Origin of the sequence: Streptomyces sp. NPDC087787 (assembly GCF_044743035.1) — a bacterium.
GTDB lineage: Bacteria > Actinomycetota > Actinomycetes > Streptomycetales > Streptomycetaceae > Streptomyces.
Map to the genome: position 1 here is coordinate 255,625 of NZ_JBIUVQ010000010.1, position 18,374 is coordinate 273,998.

The window sequence follows — 18,374 nt, forward strand, 5'->3', positions numbered from 1 at the left end:
ACCTCCCCCCGCACCAACGGGGACACCCCGAGGCCGCCCCGCACCACCAGAAACGAGCACCACCCCCGCATGTCCGCTCCCCGCATCAAGTCCCCGGCCCTCCTCGTCGCCGAGTCAGGCGCCGACAACGCGGGCCACGGCCTCAGGCGCACGATGGGCCTGTTCCAGCTCGTCTGCTTCGGCATCGGCGCGATCGTCGGCACCGGCATCTTCGTCGGCCTGTCCGACTCCGTCGCCCAGGCCGGTCCCGCCGTCGTCGTCTCCTTCATCCTGGCGGCGATCACCTGCGTGTTCACCGCCTTCTCCTTCGCCGAGCTCGGCGGCGCGATCCCCGTCTCCGGATCCTCGTACTCCTTCGCCTACGCGGGCCTCGGCGAGACCACCGCCTTCCTGGTCGGCTGGTGCCTGCTGCTCGAGTACGGCATCTCCATCTCCGCGGTCGCCGTCGGCTGGAGCCAGTACGTCAACGAGCTGCTGCACAGCCTCACCGGATGGCAGCTCCCGGCCGCCCTGTCCGCCGGACCCGGCGACGGCGGGGCCGTCAACCTGCCGGCCGTCCTCGTCATCGCCATGGCCTGCCTGCTGCTGGTGCGCGGAGTGCGCGAGAGCGCCCGGGCGACCGCCGCGATGGCCGTGCTCAAGCTCGCCATCCTCGTCGCCTTCTGCGCCATCGGGTTCTCCGCCTTCAAACACGGCAACCTCACCCCGTTCTCGCCGGCCGGCCTCGGCGGCATCGGCGCGGGCACCACGGCCGCGTTCTTCTCCTACATCGGCTTCGACGCGATCACCACCGCGGGCGAGGAGGCCAGGAACCCGCGCCGGGACATCCCGGTCGCCATCCTCGTCTGCATCGGCCTGGTCACCCTGCTGTACTGCGCGGTCGCGCTCGCCGCGATCGGCGCCATCGGCGGCGACCAGGTCGGCGGCCGGCCCGCGGCACTGTCGTACGTCGTCAACACCGTCACCGGCTCCACGGTCGGCGGCGCCGTGATCGCCTTCGGCGCGGTCGTCGCCATCGCCTCCGTGGTGCTGACCGTGACGTACGCCCAGTCCCGCATCCTTATGTCGATGTCGCGTGACGGGCTCGTGCCGCCCGTCCTGCAGAAGGTCTCGCCGCGCACCTCGGTGCCCGTCGCCGGCACCCTGATCGTCGGTGTGGTCTTCGCGATCCCCGCGGCGTTCGCCTCGCTGGACGTCGTGGTCAACCTGTGCACCATCGGCACCCTCGCCATCATGGGCGTCGTCAACATCGCCGTGATCACGCTGCGCCGCCGCGAGCCGGGCCTCGCCCGCACCTTCCGGGTGCCGCTGTACCCCGTGCTGCCGGTGCTCGGCGTCGGCTGCTCCCTGTACCTGATGTACGAGACCGGCTGGACCACCTGGCTCCAGTTCGCCGGCTTCCTCGTGGCCGGGCTGCTGGTGTACGCCCTCTACGGCCGCCGGCACTCCCGGCTGGCGGCGCGGGCCGGGGCCGCGGAGGTCACGCCGGACGCAGCCGGGGCGGACCCGCGGACAACCTGAACCACACCGCCTTGCCCGAGGCGGTCACGCGGTGCCCGCAGGCGGAGCTGAGGGCGCGGATCAGCAGCAGGCCGCGCCCGTGCTCCTGCCAGGGGTCCGGGGCGGCGAGGCCCGGCCGGGTCAGGCCGCCGGGCGGGTCAGGGTCCGGATCGTGCACCTCGACATGGCAGCCGGTCGGCAGCAGCTCCACCACCAGCTCTATCGGGCCCCGGCCCACGGCGTGCTCCACGGCGTTCGCGACCAGCTCCGCGGTGAGCAGCTCCGCGGTGTCGCGGTCGGCCGTGTGCTCCAGCTCCGTCAGCGCCGTCCGCACCAGGGCGCGCGCCACCGGCACGGCGGCCGCCGAGTGCGGCAGCGCGACGCGCCAGGACGGAGGGGACGGCACGAAGTGCCTCCGTGAGGGGCGGTGGTCGGGCGACGGGTGGGGCGGAGTTGAAGGGTGCTCGGGCAAGGTGGGTCCGTTCGGGGCGGGGGGCGTCCCGGCGGCGGCCACCAGGTTGTCCCGCTTTCAACGAGGGGAATGGTACGGGGGCCGTCCCGGCGATCTTGTGGCGGCCTCGGCTCCGGGGCCGGCGGCGCCCCGCACCCCCATCTATCGCGGACTCGTGACGACAGTCATGAATCAGTGATAACTTCGTGGGGAGAGTCCGGCGCGGCAGAGGCCCGGCGCTTCCTCGGCGCGGCGCGGCCCCGGCACAGCGCGGCAGAGGTCCGTGGCAGTCCCCCGAGGAGGCCCCACGTCATGAGTCCCTTCACCGGCTCCACCGACCGCACCCCCCACTGGCGCCATCTGCGCGTCGAGCGCGCCGACGGCGTCGCCACGGTCACCCTCGCCCGCCCCGACAAGCTCAACGCGCTCACCTTCGGCGCCTACGCCGACCTGCGCGACCTGCTCGCCGAACTGTCCCGCGAACGTGCCGTGCGCGCCCTGGTGCTGGCCGGCGAGGGCCGCGGCTTCTGCTCCGGCGGCGACGTGGACGAGATCATCGGCGCCACCCTGAACATGAACACGTCCGAGCTGCTCGACTTCAACCGGATGACCGGACAGGTCGTGCGCGCCGTACGGGAGTGCCCGTTCCCGGTGATCGCCGCCGTGCACGGGGTGGCGGCCGGGGCCGGAGCGGTCCTCGCCCTGGCGGCGGACTTCCGGGTCGCGGACCCCACCGCACGGTTCGCCTTCCTCTTCACCCGCGTCGGCCTGTCCGGCGGCGACATGGGCGCCGCCTACCTGCTGCCCCGGGTGGTCGGGCTCGGCCACGCCACCCGGCTGCTGATGCTCGGCGAGCCGGTGCGGGCGGCCGAGGCCGAGCGGATCGGCCTGATCAGCCACCTCACCGACGAGGGCAGCGCCGACGAGGCAGCGCGGTCCCTGGCCCGCCGGCTGGCCGACGGACCCGCCCTCGCCCACGCCCAGACCAAAGCCCTGCTCACCGCCGAACTCGACATGCCCCTGTCCGCCGCGGTCGAACTGGACGCCTCCACCCAGGCCCTGCTGATGAACGGCGAGGACTACGCCGAGTTCCACGCGGCCTTCACCGAGAAGCGCCCGCCGAAGTGGCGGGGGAGGTGACCGGGGGTGACCGGTGCCATGAGGGTCGCGGTCATCGGCGGCGGACCCGGCGGCCTGTACGCGGCGGCCCTGCTGAAACGGCTCGACCCGGCCCGTGAGATCACCGTCTGGGAGCGCAACGCGCCCGACGACACCTTCGGGTTCGGCGTCGTGCTCTCCGACGAGACACTCGGCGGCATCGAACACGCCGACCCTGTGGTGTACGAGGCCCTGCGCCGGGAGTTCGTGCGCTGGGACGACATCGACATCGTCCACCGGGGCACCCGGCACACCTCCGGCGGCCACGGTTTCGCCGCGCTCGGCAGACGGCGCCTGCTGCGGATCCTGCACGAACGCTGCCGCGCGCTCGGCGTCGACCTGCGCTTTCGCACCGAGGCACCGGACCCCGGGCGCCTGACCCGGACGTACGACCTGGTCGTCGCCGCGGACGGGGTGCACAGCGCCACCCGCGAGGCCCACGCCCACGTCTTCCGGCCCCGGGTGACCGGCCACCGCTGCCGCTACATCTGGCTGGCCGCCGACTTCGCCCTCGACGCCTTCCGCTTCGAGACCGCCGAGACCGAGCACGGCGTGGCACAACTGCACGGCTACCCGTATTCCCGCCCGTCGCCCGACCACCACCCCTCAACGAGGCCCTCCGGGCCGCGGGACGATGGCGCCTCGACGGTCATCGTCGAGATGCGCGAGGAGGTGTGGCGCGCGGCCGGCTTCGACACCATGGACGAACAGGAGTCCGTCGAGCGCTGCGCCAAGATCTTCGCGGACGCCCTCGGCGGGCGGCCGCTGCGCTCCAACAAGTCCACGTGGACCACCTTCCGCACGGTCGTCACCGAACGCTGGTCGCACGGCAACCTCGTACTGCTCGGCGACGCCGCCCACACCGCCCACTTCTCCATCGGCTCCGGCACCAAACTCGCCGTCGAGGACGCCCTCGCCCTCGCCGCCTGCCTGGACGAACAGCCGTCCCTGCCCGAGGCGCTCACCGCCTACGAGGAGGAGCGCAGGCCGGTCGTCGCCTCCACCCAGCGCGCGGCCCGGGCCAGCTTGGAGTGGTTCGAGAACCTGGACCGCTACCTCGGCATGCCGCCCCGCCAGTTCGCCTTCAACCTGCTCACCCGCAGCCGCCGCGTCACCCACGGCAACCTCCGCCTGCGCGACCCCCGCTTCACCGACGCCGTGGAGCGCGAGTTCGGCTGCCCGCCCGGGACACCGCCCATGTTCACCCCGTTCCGGCTGCGCGGACTCACCCTGCGCAACCGGGTCGTCGTCTCGCCCATGGACATGTACTCGGCCACCGACGGCGTCCCCGGCGACTTCCACCTCGTCCACCTGGGCGCCCGGGCGCTCGGCGGCGCCGGACTGGTGATGACCGAGATGGTCTGCGTCAGCCCCGAGGGCCGGATCACCCCGGGCTGCGCCGGCCTGTGGACCGGACGGCAGGCCGAGGCCTGGCGGCGGATCACCGGCTTCGTGCGCCGGCAGGCCCCGGACACCGCGATCGGCGTGCAGCTCGGCCACAGCGGACGCAAGGGCTCGACCCGGCTCATGTGGGCGGGCATGGACGAGCCGCTGCCGCAGGGCAACTGGCCGCTGGTGGCCGCCTCCCCGCTCCCGTACCGGCCGGACAGCCAGGTCCCGCGCCAGGCCACCCGGGCCCAGCTCACCGACATCCGCGAGCAGTTCGCCGCCGCCGCCCGGCGAGCCGCCGGGGCCGGCTTCGACCTGCTCGAACTGCACTGCGCCCACGGCTATCTGCTGTCCGGCTTCCTCTCCCCGCTGACCAACCGGCGCACCGACGCCTACGGCGGCTCACTGGACAAGCGGCTGCGCTTCCCGCTGGAGGTCTTCGACGCCGTACGCGGAGTGTGGCCCGAGGAGCGGCCGATGACCGTACGGATCTCCGCCACCGACTGGGCCGAGGGCGGTACGACCGCCGCCGAGGCCGTGGAGATCGCCCGCGCCTTCGCCGCGCACGGCGCCGACGCGATCGACGTGTCGACCGGGCAGGTGGTCTCGGACGAGCACCCCGAGTTCGGGCGCTCGTACCAGACGCCGTTCGCCGACCGCATCCGCCACGAGGCGGGCGTCCCGGTGATCTCGGTCGGCGCGATCTCCTCCTGGGACGACGTCAACTCCCTGATCCTGGCGGGCCGTGCGGACCTGTGCGCGCTGGCCCGCCCGCATCTGTACGACCCGCACTGGACCCTGCACGCGGCCGCCGAACAGGACTACACGGGCCCGGCCGCGCCCTGGCCGGCGCCCTACCGGGCGGGCAGCCGCCGCCCGCGCACGGGGCGTACGGACGCGCCCAAGCCGCGGCTGGGGCTGGGGGGTTGAGTGGGTTTGAGCGGGGGCAGCGGCGCGGACCGGTCGTGCGGAGGCCAACGCTCGGAAGGTGACCTGCGTCAGAGTCCGGCGAACTCGGCGCCCGTGTCCCGCAGCCGCTCGTGCAGTCCCTGGAAGACGGCGGCCGAGCGGGCGCCGGGCCAGTCGGCGGGCAGCAGCCGCGCGGGCAGGCCAGGGTCGGCGTAGGGCAGATGGCGCCAGGAGTCCAGGGCGAGGAGGTAGTCGCGGTAGGCCTCCTCGGGCGGGGTGTCCGCACGCTCCTCCCAGGCACGCAGCACGCGCGCGTGCCGGTCGAGGAACGCCTCGTGCTGCTCGGCGATCGCCGCCAGGTCCCACCACCGTGCGACCGCCTGAGCGGTCGGTGTGAACCCCAGGTGCTCACCGCGGAAGAAGTCCACGTACGGGTCGAGGTCCAGGCGCCGCAGGGTGTGCCGGGTCTCCTCGTACAGACGGGCCGGCGCGATCCACACTCCGGGCGCCGCCGTGCCGAAGCCGAGCCCGGCCAGCCGGGAGCGCAGCACGTGCCGCTTGTTGCGCTCCGACTCCGGCACGGAGAACACGGCCAGCACCCAGTCCTCGTCCCCGGAGTGCGCCGTCGCATAGATGCGGCGGTCGCCGTCGTCGAGCAACTGCCGTGCCTCGTCCGACAGTTCGTACCCGGCCGCGCCCTGCGCCGTACGGGCGGGCAGCAGCAGCCCGCGCCGCTTGAGCCGCGACACCGAGGAGCGCACGGACGGCGCGTCCACCCCCACGGCGGCCAGCAGCCGGATCAGCTCGGCGACGGGCACGGGGCCCGGCGCGAAGCGCCCGTAGGCGCCGTAGAGCGTGACGATGAGGGACCTCGGGGCGTGTAGCGCCTGCTGCTCGGACACGTTGATCATTTTAGGTCTTCGGCATCACTGCTGGTCACCGTCACGGCTGGTCACCCGGGCCGCCGCGGGCCGTCACCGGCGGGCGGCGCCATGTGCGGGCTGTCGCCGCCGGCCGGTGTCACGTCCGCGCTGTCGCCGCCGGCCGGTGTCACCGACGGCCGCCGTCGGCGCGCAGCCGGAACCGCTGGAGCTTGCCGGTGGCCGTGCGCGGCAGCGCGTCCAGGAACACGATCTCGCGCGGGCACTTGTACGGGGCCAGTTCCGACTTGAGGTACGCGCGCAGCGCCTCCGCGTCCCGGCGGGCGCCCTGCCGCAGCACGGCGTAGGCGACCACGACCTGCCCGCGGTCCTCGTCGGGCCGGCCGACGACCGCCGTCTCCACCACGTCCGGGTGGCGCAGCAGCGCGTCCTCGACCTCCGGACCGGCGATGTTGTACCCGGCCGAGATGATCATGTCGTCGGCGCGGGCGACGTAGCGGAAGTAGCCGTCGGGCTCGCGGACGTAGGTGTCGCCGGTGACGTTCCAGCCGTCCCGCACGTACACGCGCTGCCGGGGGTCGGCGAGGTAGCGGCAGCCGACCGGACCCTGGACGGCGAGCAGCCCCGGCACTCCGTCCGGCACCGGCTCACCGTGCTCGTCCTGCACGCGTGCGTGCCACCCCGGTACGGGGAACCCGGTCGTGCCGGGCCGGATGTCCTCGTCCGCCGCAGAGATGAAGATGTGCAGCAGCTCGGTGGCGCCGATGCCGTTGACGATGCGCACCCCGGTCCGCTCGTGCCAGGCGTGCCAGGTGGCCGCGGGCAGGTTCTCCCCGGCGGACACACAGCGCCGCAGCGAGGAGACGTCGTACGAGCCGAGTTCGTCGAGCATCGCGCGGTAGGCGGTGGGGGCGGTGAACAGCACGGACACCCGGTGCTCGGCGATTGCGGGCAACAGCTGCCGCGGATGGGCCTGTTCGAGCAGGAGCGCACAGGCGCCGGCCCGCATCGGGAAGACCACGAGCCCGCCGAGTCCGAAGGTGAAACCGAGCGGGGGACTGCCCGCGAACACGTCGTCCGCGCGCGGTCCGAGCACATGGCGGGAGAAGGTGTCCGCGACGGCCAGCACGTCCCGGTGGAAGTGCACGCAGCCCTTGGGCCGCCCGGTGGTGCCCGAGGTGAACGCGACGAGCGCGACGTCGTCGGCGGCGGTGTCCACGGCCGGGTACGGCGTGCCGGGCACCGCACGGCGCAGCAGGTCGTCAGGGCCGTCGCCGCCGTACGTCGTGACGACGAGCCCCGGTATCCCCGCCTTGGCCAGGTCGTCCACGGCCCGGATGTCGCACAGCGCGTGCCGGACCCGGGCGATCTCGCAGATCGTGCTCAGCTCGTGCGGGCGCTGCTGGGCCAGCACCGTGACGGCGACCGCGCCCGCCTTGAGCACGGCCAGCCAGCAGGCCGCCAGCCAGGGGGTGGTGGGGCCGCGCAGCAGCACCCGGTTGCCGGGGACCACTCCGAGGTCGCCGGTCAGCGCGTGCGCGATGCGGTCGACGCGGGCGCGCAGGTCGCCGTAGGTCCACGTCTCCCCGGCGGCGGTACGGAACACCGGGCGCCCGGCGTCGGTGCGGTCCAGCAGCTCGGCGGCGCAGTTGAGCCGGTCCGGGTAGCGCAGCTCCGGGAGGTCGAAGCGGAGTTCGGGCCACTGGTCCGGGGGCGGCAGGTGGTCGCGCGCGAAGGTGTCCACGTGCGCGGAGGCCGTCGGCCGCGCGGTGCCGCCCCTGCCGGAGTCCACGGTGTCCATGGCGGTTCGCCCCCTTGTCGTGGTGGGCACGCACAAGGAGCGTATCGTGTTGGTGACGACAGTCAACGGTACGCGATACGATGGAGGATGCCCCGGCCGGCCGGGAGGCAGGGAGGACGGCGAATGCCCGCATTCTCGCTCGAACCGGAACAGGTCGCCTGGTGCGCCGAGTTGCGCACCCTGGCCGCCGAACGGCTGCGCCCGCTCGCCGAGAAGGGCGAGCCGGGCCACGTCAACCGCGCGCTCCTCGCCGAACTGGGCCGACTCGGCCTGCTGGAGCGCCTGTTCACCTCCGGCGCCCTCGATCTGTGCCTGATGCGCGAGTCCCTGGCCCACGCCTGCACCGAGGCCGAGACCGCCCTCGCCCTCCAGGGCCTCGGCGCCCACCCCGTCCACGCCCACGGCACCCACGCCCAGCGCGCCCACTGGCTGCCGAGGGTGACGGACGGCAGCGCGGTCGCCGCCTTCGCCCTGAGCGAGCCGGGCGCGGGCTCGGACGCGGCGGCACTCGCGCTGGCGGCCCGCCCGGACGGCCCCGCCCGCTGGCGGCTCACCGGGGAGAAGTGCTGGATCTCCAACGCCCCCGAGGCCGACTTCTACACCGTCTTCGCCCGTACGGCACCGGACGCGGGCTCCCGCGGCGTGACCGCGTTCCTGGTGCCCGCCGACCGCCCCGGCCTCACCGGCACCGCGCTGGAGATGCTCTCGCCGCACCCCATCGGCGTGCTCCACCTCGACGGCGTTCCCGTCACGTCCGAGGACGTGATCGGCGAGAGGGACCGCGGCTTCCGGGTGGCCATGGGCACGCTCAACCTGTTCCGCCCCAGCGTCGGCGCCTTCGCCGTGGGCATGGCGCAGGCGGCGCTGGACGCCACCCTCGCCCACACCGCCCGCCGGGACGCCTTCGGCGGCAAGCTGAGGGACCTGCAGACGGTCGCCCACCAGGTCGCCGAGATGGCCCTGCGCACGGAGGCGGCCCGCCTGATGGTGTACGCGGCGGCGACGGCGTACGACGAGGGCGCCCCCGGCGTCCCCGGCCGCGCCGCCATGGCGAAGCTGCTCGCCACCGAGACCGCGCAGTACGTCGTCGACACCGCCGTCCAGCTTCACGGCGCCCGCGCCCTGCACCGCGGCCACCTGCTGGAACACCTCTACCGGGAGGTGCGGGCTCCCCGGGTGTACGAGGGGGCGAGCGAGGTACAGCGGGGGATCATCGCGAAGGAGCTGTACGCGGGGGTGGGTGAGCTTGGGGAGGGCAGGTGACCGACGTGGCGACCGCCGAGCCATGTACGACCCGGGAGTCCGTGTGACCGTGGAGCCGCGTACGACCCTGGAGGCCATGTGACCGCCGAACGTGTGAACCCTCCTGCCCTGTCCCCGCCCACCGGCTTCTCGCACGCGGTGGTCGCCACCGGCTCACGGCTGGTGTTCCTGGCGGGCCAGACGTCACTGGACGCCGACGGCAAGGTGGTCGGAGAGACCCTGCCCGAGCAGTTCGAGCGGGCGCTGACCAACCTGCTGACCGCGCTGGCGGCGGCCGGCGGCACCGCGTCGGACCTGGCCCGGGTCACGGTGTACACCACGGACGTCGCCGCCTACCGAGCTCGCGCCGCCGAACTCGGCCGCGTATGGCGTCGGTTGGCGGGCCGCGATTACCCCGCGATGGCGGTGGTCGGGATCGTAAGGCTGTGGGACGAGCGCGCCCTGGTGGAACTCGACGGCTTCGCGGTACTGGGCGAGGACTGATCGGGCGGTGTCGGCCAAGTGGTCGACGGGCACGCGCCGCCGAAGAGTGAGGATCGCGGCCACCGCCGAGGACGCCGGGTACGAGTGGAAGCTCGTGTTCTCCAGCCACCCGGGAGGTTCTTCCATGCCCCTGCGTCCCGTATTCGGAGCCCTGGGCGCGGCGGCGGCCGCCGTGCTCGCGCTGAGCACACCCGCGACGGCCGCTCCGGACGCCAACCTGACCATCGACCAGACCGCCCGCCTGTCGGCGGACGGCACCGTCACCGTCTACGGCACCTACCGCTGCTTCGACGCGAACGGCCTGGTCTTCGTCGGCGCCGCCATCAGCCAGGACCCGTCGGCCACCCGCTACGGCATCGGCGGCACGCGTGCCGTGTGCGACGGCGCCTACCACCCTTGGCACAACTCCGGCACGGTGACGCCGAACCGGCTCACCCCCGGCCCGGCCCGCGTCGAGGCCGCCCTCGTCGAACTCCGCTCCCACAGCGGCCTGCCCCTGCCCGAGGTCCACGCCACACACCGGCGGGACGTGGTACTGGTCGCGGACTGACCCGGCTCCGGGCTGCCCGGCACCAGCGGGTGCCGGGCAGCCCAGGTGTCCCGTCCGGACCCTCGGTGTACGAACTGGTCACGGACACAACGGGCCGGCCGGTCAGTTGCCGACGGTCTCCGTGACGTCCCAGTAGGCGAGGTAGTCCGAGGCCTCCCCTTCGGGGTTGGAACCGTAGACGGCGAACATGCGGGCGTACTCCGGTGCCCAGTACCGGCCGGTCTCGCCCTTGGCGACCAGTGCCGCGTCACCGGGGCGCAGGACCACCGTCGTCCCCCCGCTCTCGATGTGCAGCTCGCCTTCGATGACGTAGTTGAGCTCGTCGTGCGGGTGGCGGTCGGACCAGCCCGCCCGGGTCAGGCTCCACTCGGAGACCGAGTACTCGCTGCCGCCGTCGACCGGCGGGATGATCCAGCGGCTGCGCATCCCTCCCGTCGACGCGTTGAGGGGACGCAGTTCGCTCGGCCGCCAGACCGCGATGCCGTCGTTCTCCGTCGCGGTGGCCAGCCGGTCCTCGCGGGCCGCACGGGGTTCGCGCGGCGTGGTCCCCGGGCCGCTGTCCGGGCGCGTGCTGTCTTGCTGGGTCACGGGTGTGCCTCCTTCGTCCTGTGCCTTGCGCGGGTGAGCCGGTTCGTCGTCGGCTCAGCCCGCGAGGGAGGCCATCACGTGCTTGACGCGGGTGTAGTCCTCGAACCCGTACTGCGACAGGTCCTTGCCGTATCCGGAGTGCTTGAAGCCACCGTGCGGCATCTCGGCGACGAGCGGGATGTGGGTGTTGATCCAGACGCAGCCGAAGTCCAGGTCGCGGCTGAACCGCAGCGCGCGGCCGAGGTCCGAGGTCCACACCGAGGACGCCAGTCCGTACGGCACGCCGTTGGCCAGCGTGAGAGCGGACTCCTCGTCGGGGAACTCCTGCACGGTGATGACCGGTCCGAACACTTCGTGCTGGACCAGTTCGTCGTCCTGCCGCAGTCCGGAGACCACGGTCGGAGCGTAGTGGAAGCCCTCCTCGCCCAGCCGGTGGCCGCCGGTGTGCAGGGTGGCGTGGTCGGGGAGCCGGTCGAGGAAGCCGGCGACCCGCTCGAAGTGGCGGGCGCTGTTGAGCGCCGGCATCAGGGCGTCCTCGCTGTGCACGCCGGCCGCGTGCGTCGTGACGATGTTCCTGGCCTGTTCGGTCAGGGCGGCCACGAGGTCGGCGTGGACGGACGGTGCGGCCAGGACCCGGGTGGCGGCCGTGCAGTCCTGACCGGCGTTGAAGAAGGCCGCGATGGCGATGGCCTCGGCCGCTGCCGCGATGTCGGCGTCGTCGAACACGACGACCGGTGCCTTGCCTCCGAGTTCGAGGTGGACGCGCTTGACGTCCCCCGCCGCTGCCGCCGCCACCTGCTGCCCGGCGCCGACCGAGCCGGTGATGGCGACCATCTCGGGGCGCGGGTGGGACACCAGCGCGCGGCCCGTGTCACGGTCACCGCACACCACGTTGAGCACACCCGGCGGCAGGAACTCGGCGGCGATCTCGGCGAGCAGCAGCGTGGAGGCAGGAGTCGTGTCGCTGGGCTTGAGGACGACCGTGTTCCCGGCGGCGATCGCGGGCGCGAACTTCCAGACGGCCATCATCATCGGGTAGTTCCAGGGGGCGACCTGGCCGATGACGCCGACCGGTTCCCGGCGGATCCACGAGGTGTGGTCGGCCATGTACTCGCCGGCCGCCTTGCCTTCGAGCTGGCGGGCGGCCCCGGCGAAGAACCGCAGGTGGTCGGCCATCGGCGGAATCTCCTCGGCGGCCGTCAACGGGATCGGCTTGCCGGTGTTGCGGGACTCGGCGGCGACCAGGTCGGCGGACCGGGCCTCCACCGCGTCGGCGATCCCGAGCAGCGCCTTCTGCCGCTCGGCGGGTGTGGTGCGGCGCCAGTCGGTGAACGCCGCCGACGCGGCCTCGTACGCCTGGTCGAGGTCGGCGCGGCCCGAGACGGGGGCGGTGGCGAAGACGGCGCCGGTGGTCGGGTCGACCAGATCGCTGGTGACGCCGTCGGCGGTGTCGATGTACGAGCCGCCCACGAAATTGCGCAGGTGCTGCTTCTCGCTCAAGGGATTCTCCATAAGGTGTCGAAACGTTTCGCCGGTGACGGCGGTACGGTCGGGTGATGCGCCCGTTCCGCCGGTGACGGCGCGGTACGGTCGGGTGTTCCGCTCCGGGGCGCGGTCGGGTGGACTCGCGCGGTCAGGCGAGTCGCATACGTTTTCTGAGCCGGTCCACGAGCAACGCGGTCACCAGCAGGGCGCCGAGCAGGATCTGCTGGACGTAGCTCTGGACCCGGATCAGGTCCATGCCGTTGCTGAGCAGGACGAGGAAGAGGGCGCCCATGAGCACGCCGGACACCCGGCCCTCGCCGCCGTCGAGGGTCACTCCGCCGAGCACGGCCGCGATGATCGACATCAACGGGTACTGCACACCGACGTTCGCCTCGCCCGTGGACATCCGGGCGGTCAGCATGAGCCCGACCAGCGCGGCGAGCAGACTGCCGATGATCATGACGGTGAAGAGGGTGCGGCGCACGTTGACGCCGGACTGGAACGCGGCGCTCTCGTTGCCGCCGACCGCGTACGCCTGGCGCCCGATCCGCGTCCAGTTGAGGAAGACGTAGGCCGCGCCGAGGGCGATCAGCAGGACAACCGTCGGGAACGGCACGCCGAGCACCATCGAGGTTCCGAACTGCCGCGAGAACTCGCGGGGCAGGCCCACCACGGGCGTTCCACCCGACAGCATCAGGGCCGCGCCGGAGGCCACCGAGGCCATGCCCAGGGTCACCATGAACGCGGATATCCGGAACACGGCGATGAGCAGGGCGTTGACGAGTCCGACGACGAGCCCGACCGCCATGCCCGCGAGGCAGCCCAGCAGGATCGCCGTCCCCGGGTCGCCGGGAGCGACCGAGGTCATCACGGTGGCGCTGACGATGGAGGACAGCGCGACGCAGGCGCCGTTCGACAGATCGTAGTGACGGGTGATCAGGTACAGCATCTGGCCGATGGCGACGATGCCCAGGAAACTGAGCTGCCGGGCGACGTTGGTGATGTTCGCCGAGGCGATGAACCGGGGTTCGATCACGGCGAAGGTGATGATCAGCGCCAGCAGCAGCACGGGCAGGATGCCCCAGCGGACGAAGAGGCGTCGGAGCAGGGCGCCCGCTCCGGCGGGCGGCGGCACGACGGGTGCCGTCGGCAGCTCCTGGACGGGCGGTCTCTGGGTCTCGGTCACGATGTCGTTCCGGTCTCTTGAGGGAAGAAGTGGGGCAGCACGATCTCCTCGGCGAGCTGGTCGCCGGAGAGTTCCGCGGCGACCCGGCCCTCGGTGATCACATAGAGGCGGTGGGCGAGGTTGAGCACCTCGGGCAGGTCGGAGGAGATCAGCAGGACACCCGCGCCGGATTCGACGAGGTCGCGTATCGCCGCGTAGATGTCCGCGCGGGCGCCGACATCCACCCCGGCGGTCGGCTCGTCGAAGACGTGCAGTCCGTAGGGCCGGGTGAAGCCGCGGGCCAGTACGATCTTCTGCTGGTTGCCGCCGGAGAAGGTGAGCGGCAGCGCCTCCGGCCGCATCGGGCGCAGCGTGAGACGGTCGAGGACGGCGGTGGTGTCCCGGCGCTCCGCGCGGCGCTGGAGGAATCCGCGGCTCGTCCAACTGTCCAGCGCCGACAGGGACGCGTTCTCGGCGGCGGGCCGGACGCCGATCAGACCGTCGCGCTTGCGGTCCGCCGGGTAGTACATGACGCCTTCGGCGATATGCCGGGCCGGGGTCGCCCGGGGGCCGAGGGATCTGCCCCGGATCAGCACTTCGCCCGCGTCGAGGCGGGCCAGGCCGAAGCAGAGCCGTCCGATCGTCCCCTTGCCCGATCCGACCAGGCCGGCGAGTCCGACGATCTCCCCGGCCCGCACGGTCAGGTCGACGCCGCGCACGTCCTCGCCGCTGACGCCGCGCAACTCCAGCGTGGGGGCGCCCGGCCGGTGGGGGATCTCCGGGAAGAGGGCGTCCAGTCTGCGGCCCGTCATCAGGGTGACCAGGCCGTCGTCGTCGATCTCGTCGAGCGGACAGGTCCGCACATGGGCGCCGTCGCGCAGGACGGTGACCACATCGCCGATGGCGCGGATCTCCTTCATCCGGTGGGTGATGTAGATGACGGCAAGGCCTGCCCGGCGCAATTCGCGCACCAGCGTGAACAGCCGGTCGGTCTCCTCGTCGGTGAGGGAGGCGGTGGGCTCGTCGAGGATCAGCACCTTCGCCGAGTCCTGGAGGGCGCGGGCGATCTCCACGATCTGCTGCTCGGCCCTGCTCAGATCGCCGGTGAGCGCCTCGGGCCGGATGGCGGAGCCGACGCGGCCCAGTGCCTGCTCCGCGACGCGCCGGCGCTCGCGCCGGGAAATCATCCCGGCGCGGCCTGGTTCCCGGCCCAGGGTCAGGTTTTCGGCGACCGTCAACTGCGGTACCAGAGCCGGGTCCTGGAACACCGCGCTGATGCCCAGCTCCCGTGCCTGCTGGGGGCTCGACGCGCTGGTCGCGACGCCGTCGACGAGCACCGTGCCCTCGTCCGCCCGGTGCACGCCGGCGAGAATCTTGATGAGAGTCGATTTCCCGGCGCCGTTCTCCCCGAACAGGACATGGACCTGTCCCGGCAGGAAGTCCACACTCACGTCGCGCAGCGCGGTGACGGCCTGGAAACGTTTCGTCAGGTCCCGTACGGAGAGCGTGGGCCGAGGCTGCTCGGGAGCCGGGCCGGCCCCCGCAGCCGACGGTGGTTGCGTGGTCATGGAGGAACGTCCCTTCAGTCAGTTGACGTTGAAAACGGGCCGGAAACCCGCCGACGGAAGGTTCAGTTCCTGGACCAGCTCGCTGAGGTTGTCGGCCTTCGCCCCGGCAGCCGGGCCGCAGATCACCTGGGCGTTGGTACCGATGTAAGGACCGCCGACGAACGGCTTGTCCTCCAGCACCCGCAACGCCATGTCCATCGCGATGCGGGACAGGATCAGGTCGTTGCCCGCGCTGGCGCAGGTGGCGTCCCCGGACTTCAGCAGCGCGTACACGTCGGGCGTGAAGTAGTACGAGGCGGTGCGGACCTTGCGGCTCAGACCCCGTTCCTTCAGTACCCCGTGGGCCGCGTCGGCCGTGGTGGCGCTGCCGAGGACGTAGTCCATCCCGGGGTAGGCGCCGAGGGCGTTCTCCACCAGGTTGAGCTGGGTGTCCTTGCCGGTGTCGCCGTACTTGGTGCCGAGCACCCTGACGTCGCTGCCCTTGGCCTGGTCCTTGAAGCAGGACATCAACTGCTCCAGTGAACCGACTCCCGAAGGACCGGGGAACCAGACGCCGTTGACGGGTTTGCCCTGCGCCTTGAGGTACTTGGCGAGACTGCCGCCGAGGGTGCAGTAGTCGAACAGGGCCCGGCCCTTGACCTTCTTGGAGGTGACGCCGTTGACCGTGTCGATCACGACGACGCCCTGGTCGGCGATCTCCTCGATCTTCGGGTTCAGCGCCTCGTTGCTCACCGCGCCGATCAGCACCGCGTCGGCGCCCTTGGCCACGCAGTTGGAGAGCTGGTCGAGCTGTTTGCCGACCTCGGTGTAGCCGCCCGCCTCATACACCTGGAGGTGGACGCCGGTGCGCTTGGCCTCGGCGACCAGGGCCTCGTTCTGCCCCAGCCAGTAGGGGTCCTTGACGTGGGGGAGCAGGGCGCACACCGTCCAGTCGCCCTTGATCTGCTCCTTGGGCAACGGGGTGTAGACGCCCGGCGTGCGTCGGCCGTCGCAGCCGGGCGACGCACAGTCGATCACCTGGACGGGAACGGCCCAGTCCTTCTCGGTCACAGCCGCCCGCAGCGTGTCCGGGGTGTTCTTCGCGGGGTCGGCGAACAGGCCGGCCACCTGGGTCGGGGCGGGCTTGGGCGAGGGCTGGTCCCTGCCGGCCGCCCCCGAGCCCTCCTGGGAGCAGGCGGCGAGCCCCAGTGAGCAGGCCACGGCGACGGCCAGCAGCGCGTACCGGCGGGGAGGGTTGATTGCCATGTGCTGTGCACCTCGTGGATCAGCGGGCCTTGGCCCGGGGGATGGACGCGCGGTAGCGCGCGGCGGGGTGATGTGGATAGGCAGCCGCACGCGGAGTCGCGAAGTCGCGGTGTCAAGGAGTTGGGGAGTTGGGGAGGTGATGGCGCAACGTGTCGTAGGGGCCCGTCCTCACAGCCTCAGGCGGTGGCCCTGGGAAGCCGAGACACGGTCGGAGCCGACGTCCAACAGGAGGCCGATCGGGCGGTGTTGGCCCGTTGACCAGGGAAGGAAGCCGTCCGGAGAACGTCGATTGGGGCGTCTTGTGTCCGGGAGTCAAACATGGTCAACTGTCTTGGTCAATAGTCTTAGTCAAACGTCCATGTCACGGAGTGTCAGCAACTGGTACTGGTGCCACCGACTGGTGTGGTGCCGAGGGCCGGAGCGCGAAAGCGGCCCCAGGGGAGAACCGGGCGACAGGGGCGGTCCGGAAACGGACGGCGCGGCGACGGACATCTCCGTCCCGGGCCGATACGGTCCGCGCAGCGGGCGGACAAGAGGAACATGAGAAGGAACGAGGCATCGTGCGGGTTCCCACCACCGAGCGGCGGCTGCAACTCATCGAGGCGGCCGTCGAGCTGATGCGGCGCAACGGCGTCGACCAGGTCACGCTGCGTGCCATCGCGCAACAGGCGGGTGCGCCGCTCGCCACGCTCCACTACTGCTTCCGCGACAAGGACGAGCTGATGCGCGCGGCGGCCGATCACTGGCTCGAACGCTTCGTCCACGACCCGGTCCCCGACGAGGTTCCGCTGGAGGGCGGTCTACGGGCGGTCATGGACCGGATCTCGGCCGCGTTCTGGACGCTGATCGAGACCACTCCGGCCGACCTGCGAGCCCAGATCGAACTGGTCACCTGGGCCGTACGAGACGCAACGCACCCGGCGCTCGCCGAGTCGATGTACTCGCGCTACGAGGTGACGCTCGGCGACGTGTTCGCCCGGGCGCTGGACGCAGCGGGCCAGCGCTCCGAGGTCGACCCCCGGGTGTTGGCGCGCGGCTACATCGCCGCGGTGGACGGCGCGGTCCTCCAGTACATCTCGGAGCCCGCCTCCCCCCGTCCACGTGAGGTGTTCGACCTCATGGTGGAGGCGCTGCTGCTGCGGGCGGGCATCCTCGAACGGTGACGGTCCGGGTGGTGCGGACGGCTGGTCGGCCGTACCCGGCGACGGCCGGGAAGGCCGATCGCGGAGCGCGGTCGACGGCTACCGCAGGACCGCGCGCCCGGCAGCCGGCACCGCCGGTGCGTGGGGCGTGCCGGTGCATGGGGCGTGCCGGTGCATGGGGCGTGCCGACAACTCCACCACGTCGTGGACGTGGCTGTGCGCGGTGCCGACGGCGATGCCCGTGGCCGGGCACTGCGGTCCTACAGTTTGGTCATCTTGGCGTACGGGCTCAAGATCCGCATTTGCGCCGAGCCGAAATCCACGAGCGCCGCGATTCCGTCCTCGATGCCGATCACCCGGCCGAGGCCGTACACGTCGTGCGTGACCTGGTCGCCCACGGCGAAGTGCTTGGGAATCGGCGCGACCGGGGCCTTGAAGGGGCTGGTGGGCAAATGACGCTTCGGTGCAGCAGGCTTTGTCATCGCACCCAGTATGCACCCACGAACCGCGCTGGTGGCCGACACCCGGCGGTAGGAGGAACTGATCATCGCCCTCCACTCCGGCGAGAGCTCAGCCCGCCGACCGGTCGGCAGACGGGCGGGGTCGGGCGGTTCGGCCTCGTAGGCGGCCGAACCGCCCGTATCCTTCGTGGTGTCTACGGCGTCACATGGCGGGCGCCAAACACTGGAGGCAATACCCCGTGCTGATCGCTCAGCGTCCCTCGTTGACCGAAGAGGTCGTCGACGAGTTCCGCTCCCGGTTCGTGATCGAGCCGCTGGAGCCGGGCTTCGGCTAC

At 72.2% G+C, this 18,374-nt stretch carries 16 protein-coding genes; 7 read left to right on the forward strand and 9 right to left on the reverse strand.

What is annotated here, in order from left to right:
- Positions 1-69: 69 nt before the first annotated feature.
- Positions 70-1,521, forward strand: a complete 1,452-nt coding sequence (locus tag ACIOWN_RS18450) for an amino acid permease (RefSeq protein WP_362355930.1) — start codon at positions 70-72, stop codon at positions 1,519-1,521.
- On the opposite strand, the gene ACIOWN_RS18455 is transcribed toward ACIOWN_RS18450, so the two are convergent.
- Positions 1,481-1,906, reverse strand: coding sequence for an ATP-binding protein (locus ACIOWN_RS18455; RefSeq protein ID WP_362355928.1), 426 nt, complete (start codon positions 1,904-1,906; stop codon positions 1,481-1,483). The genes ACIOWN_RS18450 and ACIOWN_RS18455 overlap by 41 nt on opposite strands.
- A gap of 357 nt (positions 1,907-2,263) precedes the next feature.
- On the opposite strand from ACIOWN_RS18455, the gene ACIOWN_RS18460 reads away from it, so the two are divergent.
- Entirely contained in the window at positions 2,264-3,091 is an 828-nt protein-coding gene (locus ACIOWN_RS18460) for an enoyl-CoA hydratase family protein (protein WP_362355926.1), read from the forward strand.
- An 18-nt stretch (positions 3,092-3,109) separates the two neighbouring features.
- On the forward strand, positions 3,110-5,428 hold the full coding sequence (locus tag ACIOWN_RS18465; protein WP_362356044.1) for a bifunctional salicylyl-CoA 5-hydroxylase/oxidoreductase: 2,319 nt from the start codon (positions 3,110-3,112) through the stop codon (positions 5,426-5,428).
- A gap of 68 nt (positions 5,429-5,496) precedes the next feature.
- Here ACIOWN_RS18465 and ACIOWN_RS18470 read toward each other — a convergent pair whose 3' ends face one another.
- Both ACIOWN_RS18470 and ACIOWN_RS18475 read right to left on the reverse strand, forming a co-directional pair.
- Positions 5,497-6,318 (reverse strand): PaaX family transcriptional regulator C-terminal domain-containing protein, encoded by an 822-nt coding sequence (locus ACIOWN_RS18470; protein WP_362355924.1) that lies wholly within the window; start codon positions 6,316-6,318, stop codon positions 5,497-5,499.
- A 139-nt stretch (positions 6,319-6,457) separates the two neighbouring features.
- Positions 6,458-8,089, reverse strand: a complete 1,632-nt coding sequence (locus ACIOWN_RS18475) for an AMP-binding protein (protein ID WP_362355922.1) — start codon at positions 8,087-8,089, stop codon at positions 6,458-6,460.
- Positions 8,090-8,212: 123 nt separating this feature from the next.
- On the opposite strand from ACIOWN_RS18475, the gene ACIOWN_RS18480 reads away from it, so the two are divergent.
- The 3 genes from ACIOWN_RS18480 (at position 8,213) to ACIOWN_RS18490 (ending at position 10,385) form a co-directional block, all read left to right on the forward strand.
- Complete coding sequence (locus ACIOWN_RS18480; protein ID WP_401982770.1) at positions 8,213-9,352, forward strand: acyl-CoA dehydrogenase family protein; 1,140 nt, start codon at positions 8,213-8,215, stop codon at positions 9,350-9,352.
- 78 nt (positions 9,353-9,430) lie between these two features.
- Positions 9,431-9,835 carry a Rid family hydrolase gene (locus tag ACIOWN_RS18485; protein WP_362355918.1) on the forward strand — a complete coding sequence of 135 codons (405 nt, stop codon included), beginning with the start codon at positions 9,431-9,433 and terminating at the stop codon, positions 9,833-9,835.
- A gap of 7 nt (positions 9,836-9,842) precedes the next feature.
- Positions 9,843-10,385 (forward strand): DUF6299 family protein, encoded by a 543-nt coding sequence (locus ACIOWN_RS18490; RefSeq protein WP_362355916.1) that lies wholly within the window; start codon positions 9,843-9,845, stop codon positions 10,383-10,385.
- 102 nt (positions 10,386-10,487) lie between these two features.
- Here ACIOWN_RS18490 and ACIOWN_RS18495 read toward each other — a convergent pair whose 3' ends face one another.
- From ACIOWN_RS18495 to torT, 5 genes are all read right to left on the reverse strand, one after another.
- Positions 10,488-10,973: a cupin domain-containing protein gene (locus ACIOWN_RS18495; protein ID WP_362355914.1), complete on the reverse strand. Its 486-nt coding sequence runs from the start codon at positions 10,971-10,973 to the stop codon at positions 10,488-10,490.
- 54 nt (positions 10,974-11,027) lie between these two features.
- Positions 11,028-12,473, reverse strand: coding sequence for an aminobutyraldehyde dehydrogenase (locus tag ACIOWN_RS18500; RefSeq protein WP_401982771.1), 1,446 nt, complete (start codon positions 12,471-12,473; stop codon positions 11,028-11,030).
- A 133-nt stretch (positions 12,474-12,606) separates the two neighbouring features.
- Positions 12,607-13,644, reverse strand: coding sequence for an ABC transporter permease (locus tag ACIOWN_RS18505; RefSeq protein WP_362355910.1), 1,038 nt, complete (start codon positions 13,642-13,644; stop codon positions 12,607-12,609).
- The gene (locus ACIOWN_RS18510; RefSeq protein ID WP_401982772.1) at positions 13,641-15,191 is read right to left on the reverse strand and encodes a sugar ABC transporter ATP-binding protein; all 1,551 of its coding nucleotides are present in this window, start codon (positions 15,189-15,191) and stop codon (positions 13,641-13,643) included. Before ACIOWN_RS18510 ends, ACIOWN_RS18505 begins: the two co-directional genes overlap by 4 nt.
- An 18-nt stretch (positions 15,192-15,209) precedes the next feature.
- Positions 15,210-16,436 carry a TMAO reductase system periplasmic protein TorT gene (gene torT, locus ACIOWN_RS18515; protein ID WP_362355906.1) on the reverse strand — a complete coding sequence of 409 codons (1,227 nt, stop codon included), beginning with the start codon at positions 16,434-16,436 and terminating at the stop codon, positions 15,210-15,212.
- Positions 16,437-16,996: 560 nt separating this feature from the next.
- Between torT and ACIOWN_RS18520 the strand changes: the two genes are divergently transcribed.
- Positions 16,997-17,599, forward strand: a complete 603-nt coding sequence (locus ACIOWN_RS18520; RefSeq protein ID WP_362355904.1) for a TetR family transcriptional regulator — start codon at positions 16,997-16,999, stop codon at positions 17,597-17,599.
- Between the two features lie 239 nt (positions 17,600-17,838).
- Here the strand turns inward: ACIOWN_RS18520 and ACIOWN_RS18525 are convergent, their stop codons facing one another.
- Positions 17,839-18,060, reverse strand: coding sequence for a hypothetical protein (locus ACIOWN_RS18525; protein ID WP_362355902.1), 222 nt, complete (start codon positions 18,058-18,060; stop codon positions 17,839-17,841).
- Positions 18,061-18,374 lie beyond the last annotated feature (314 nt).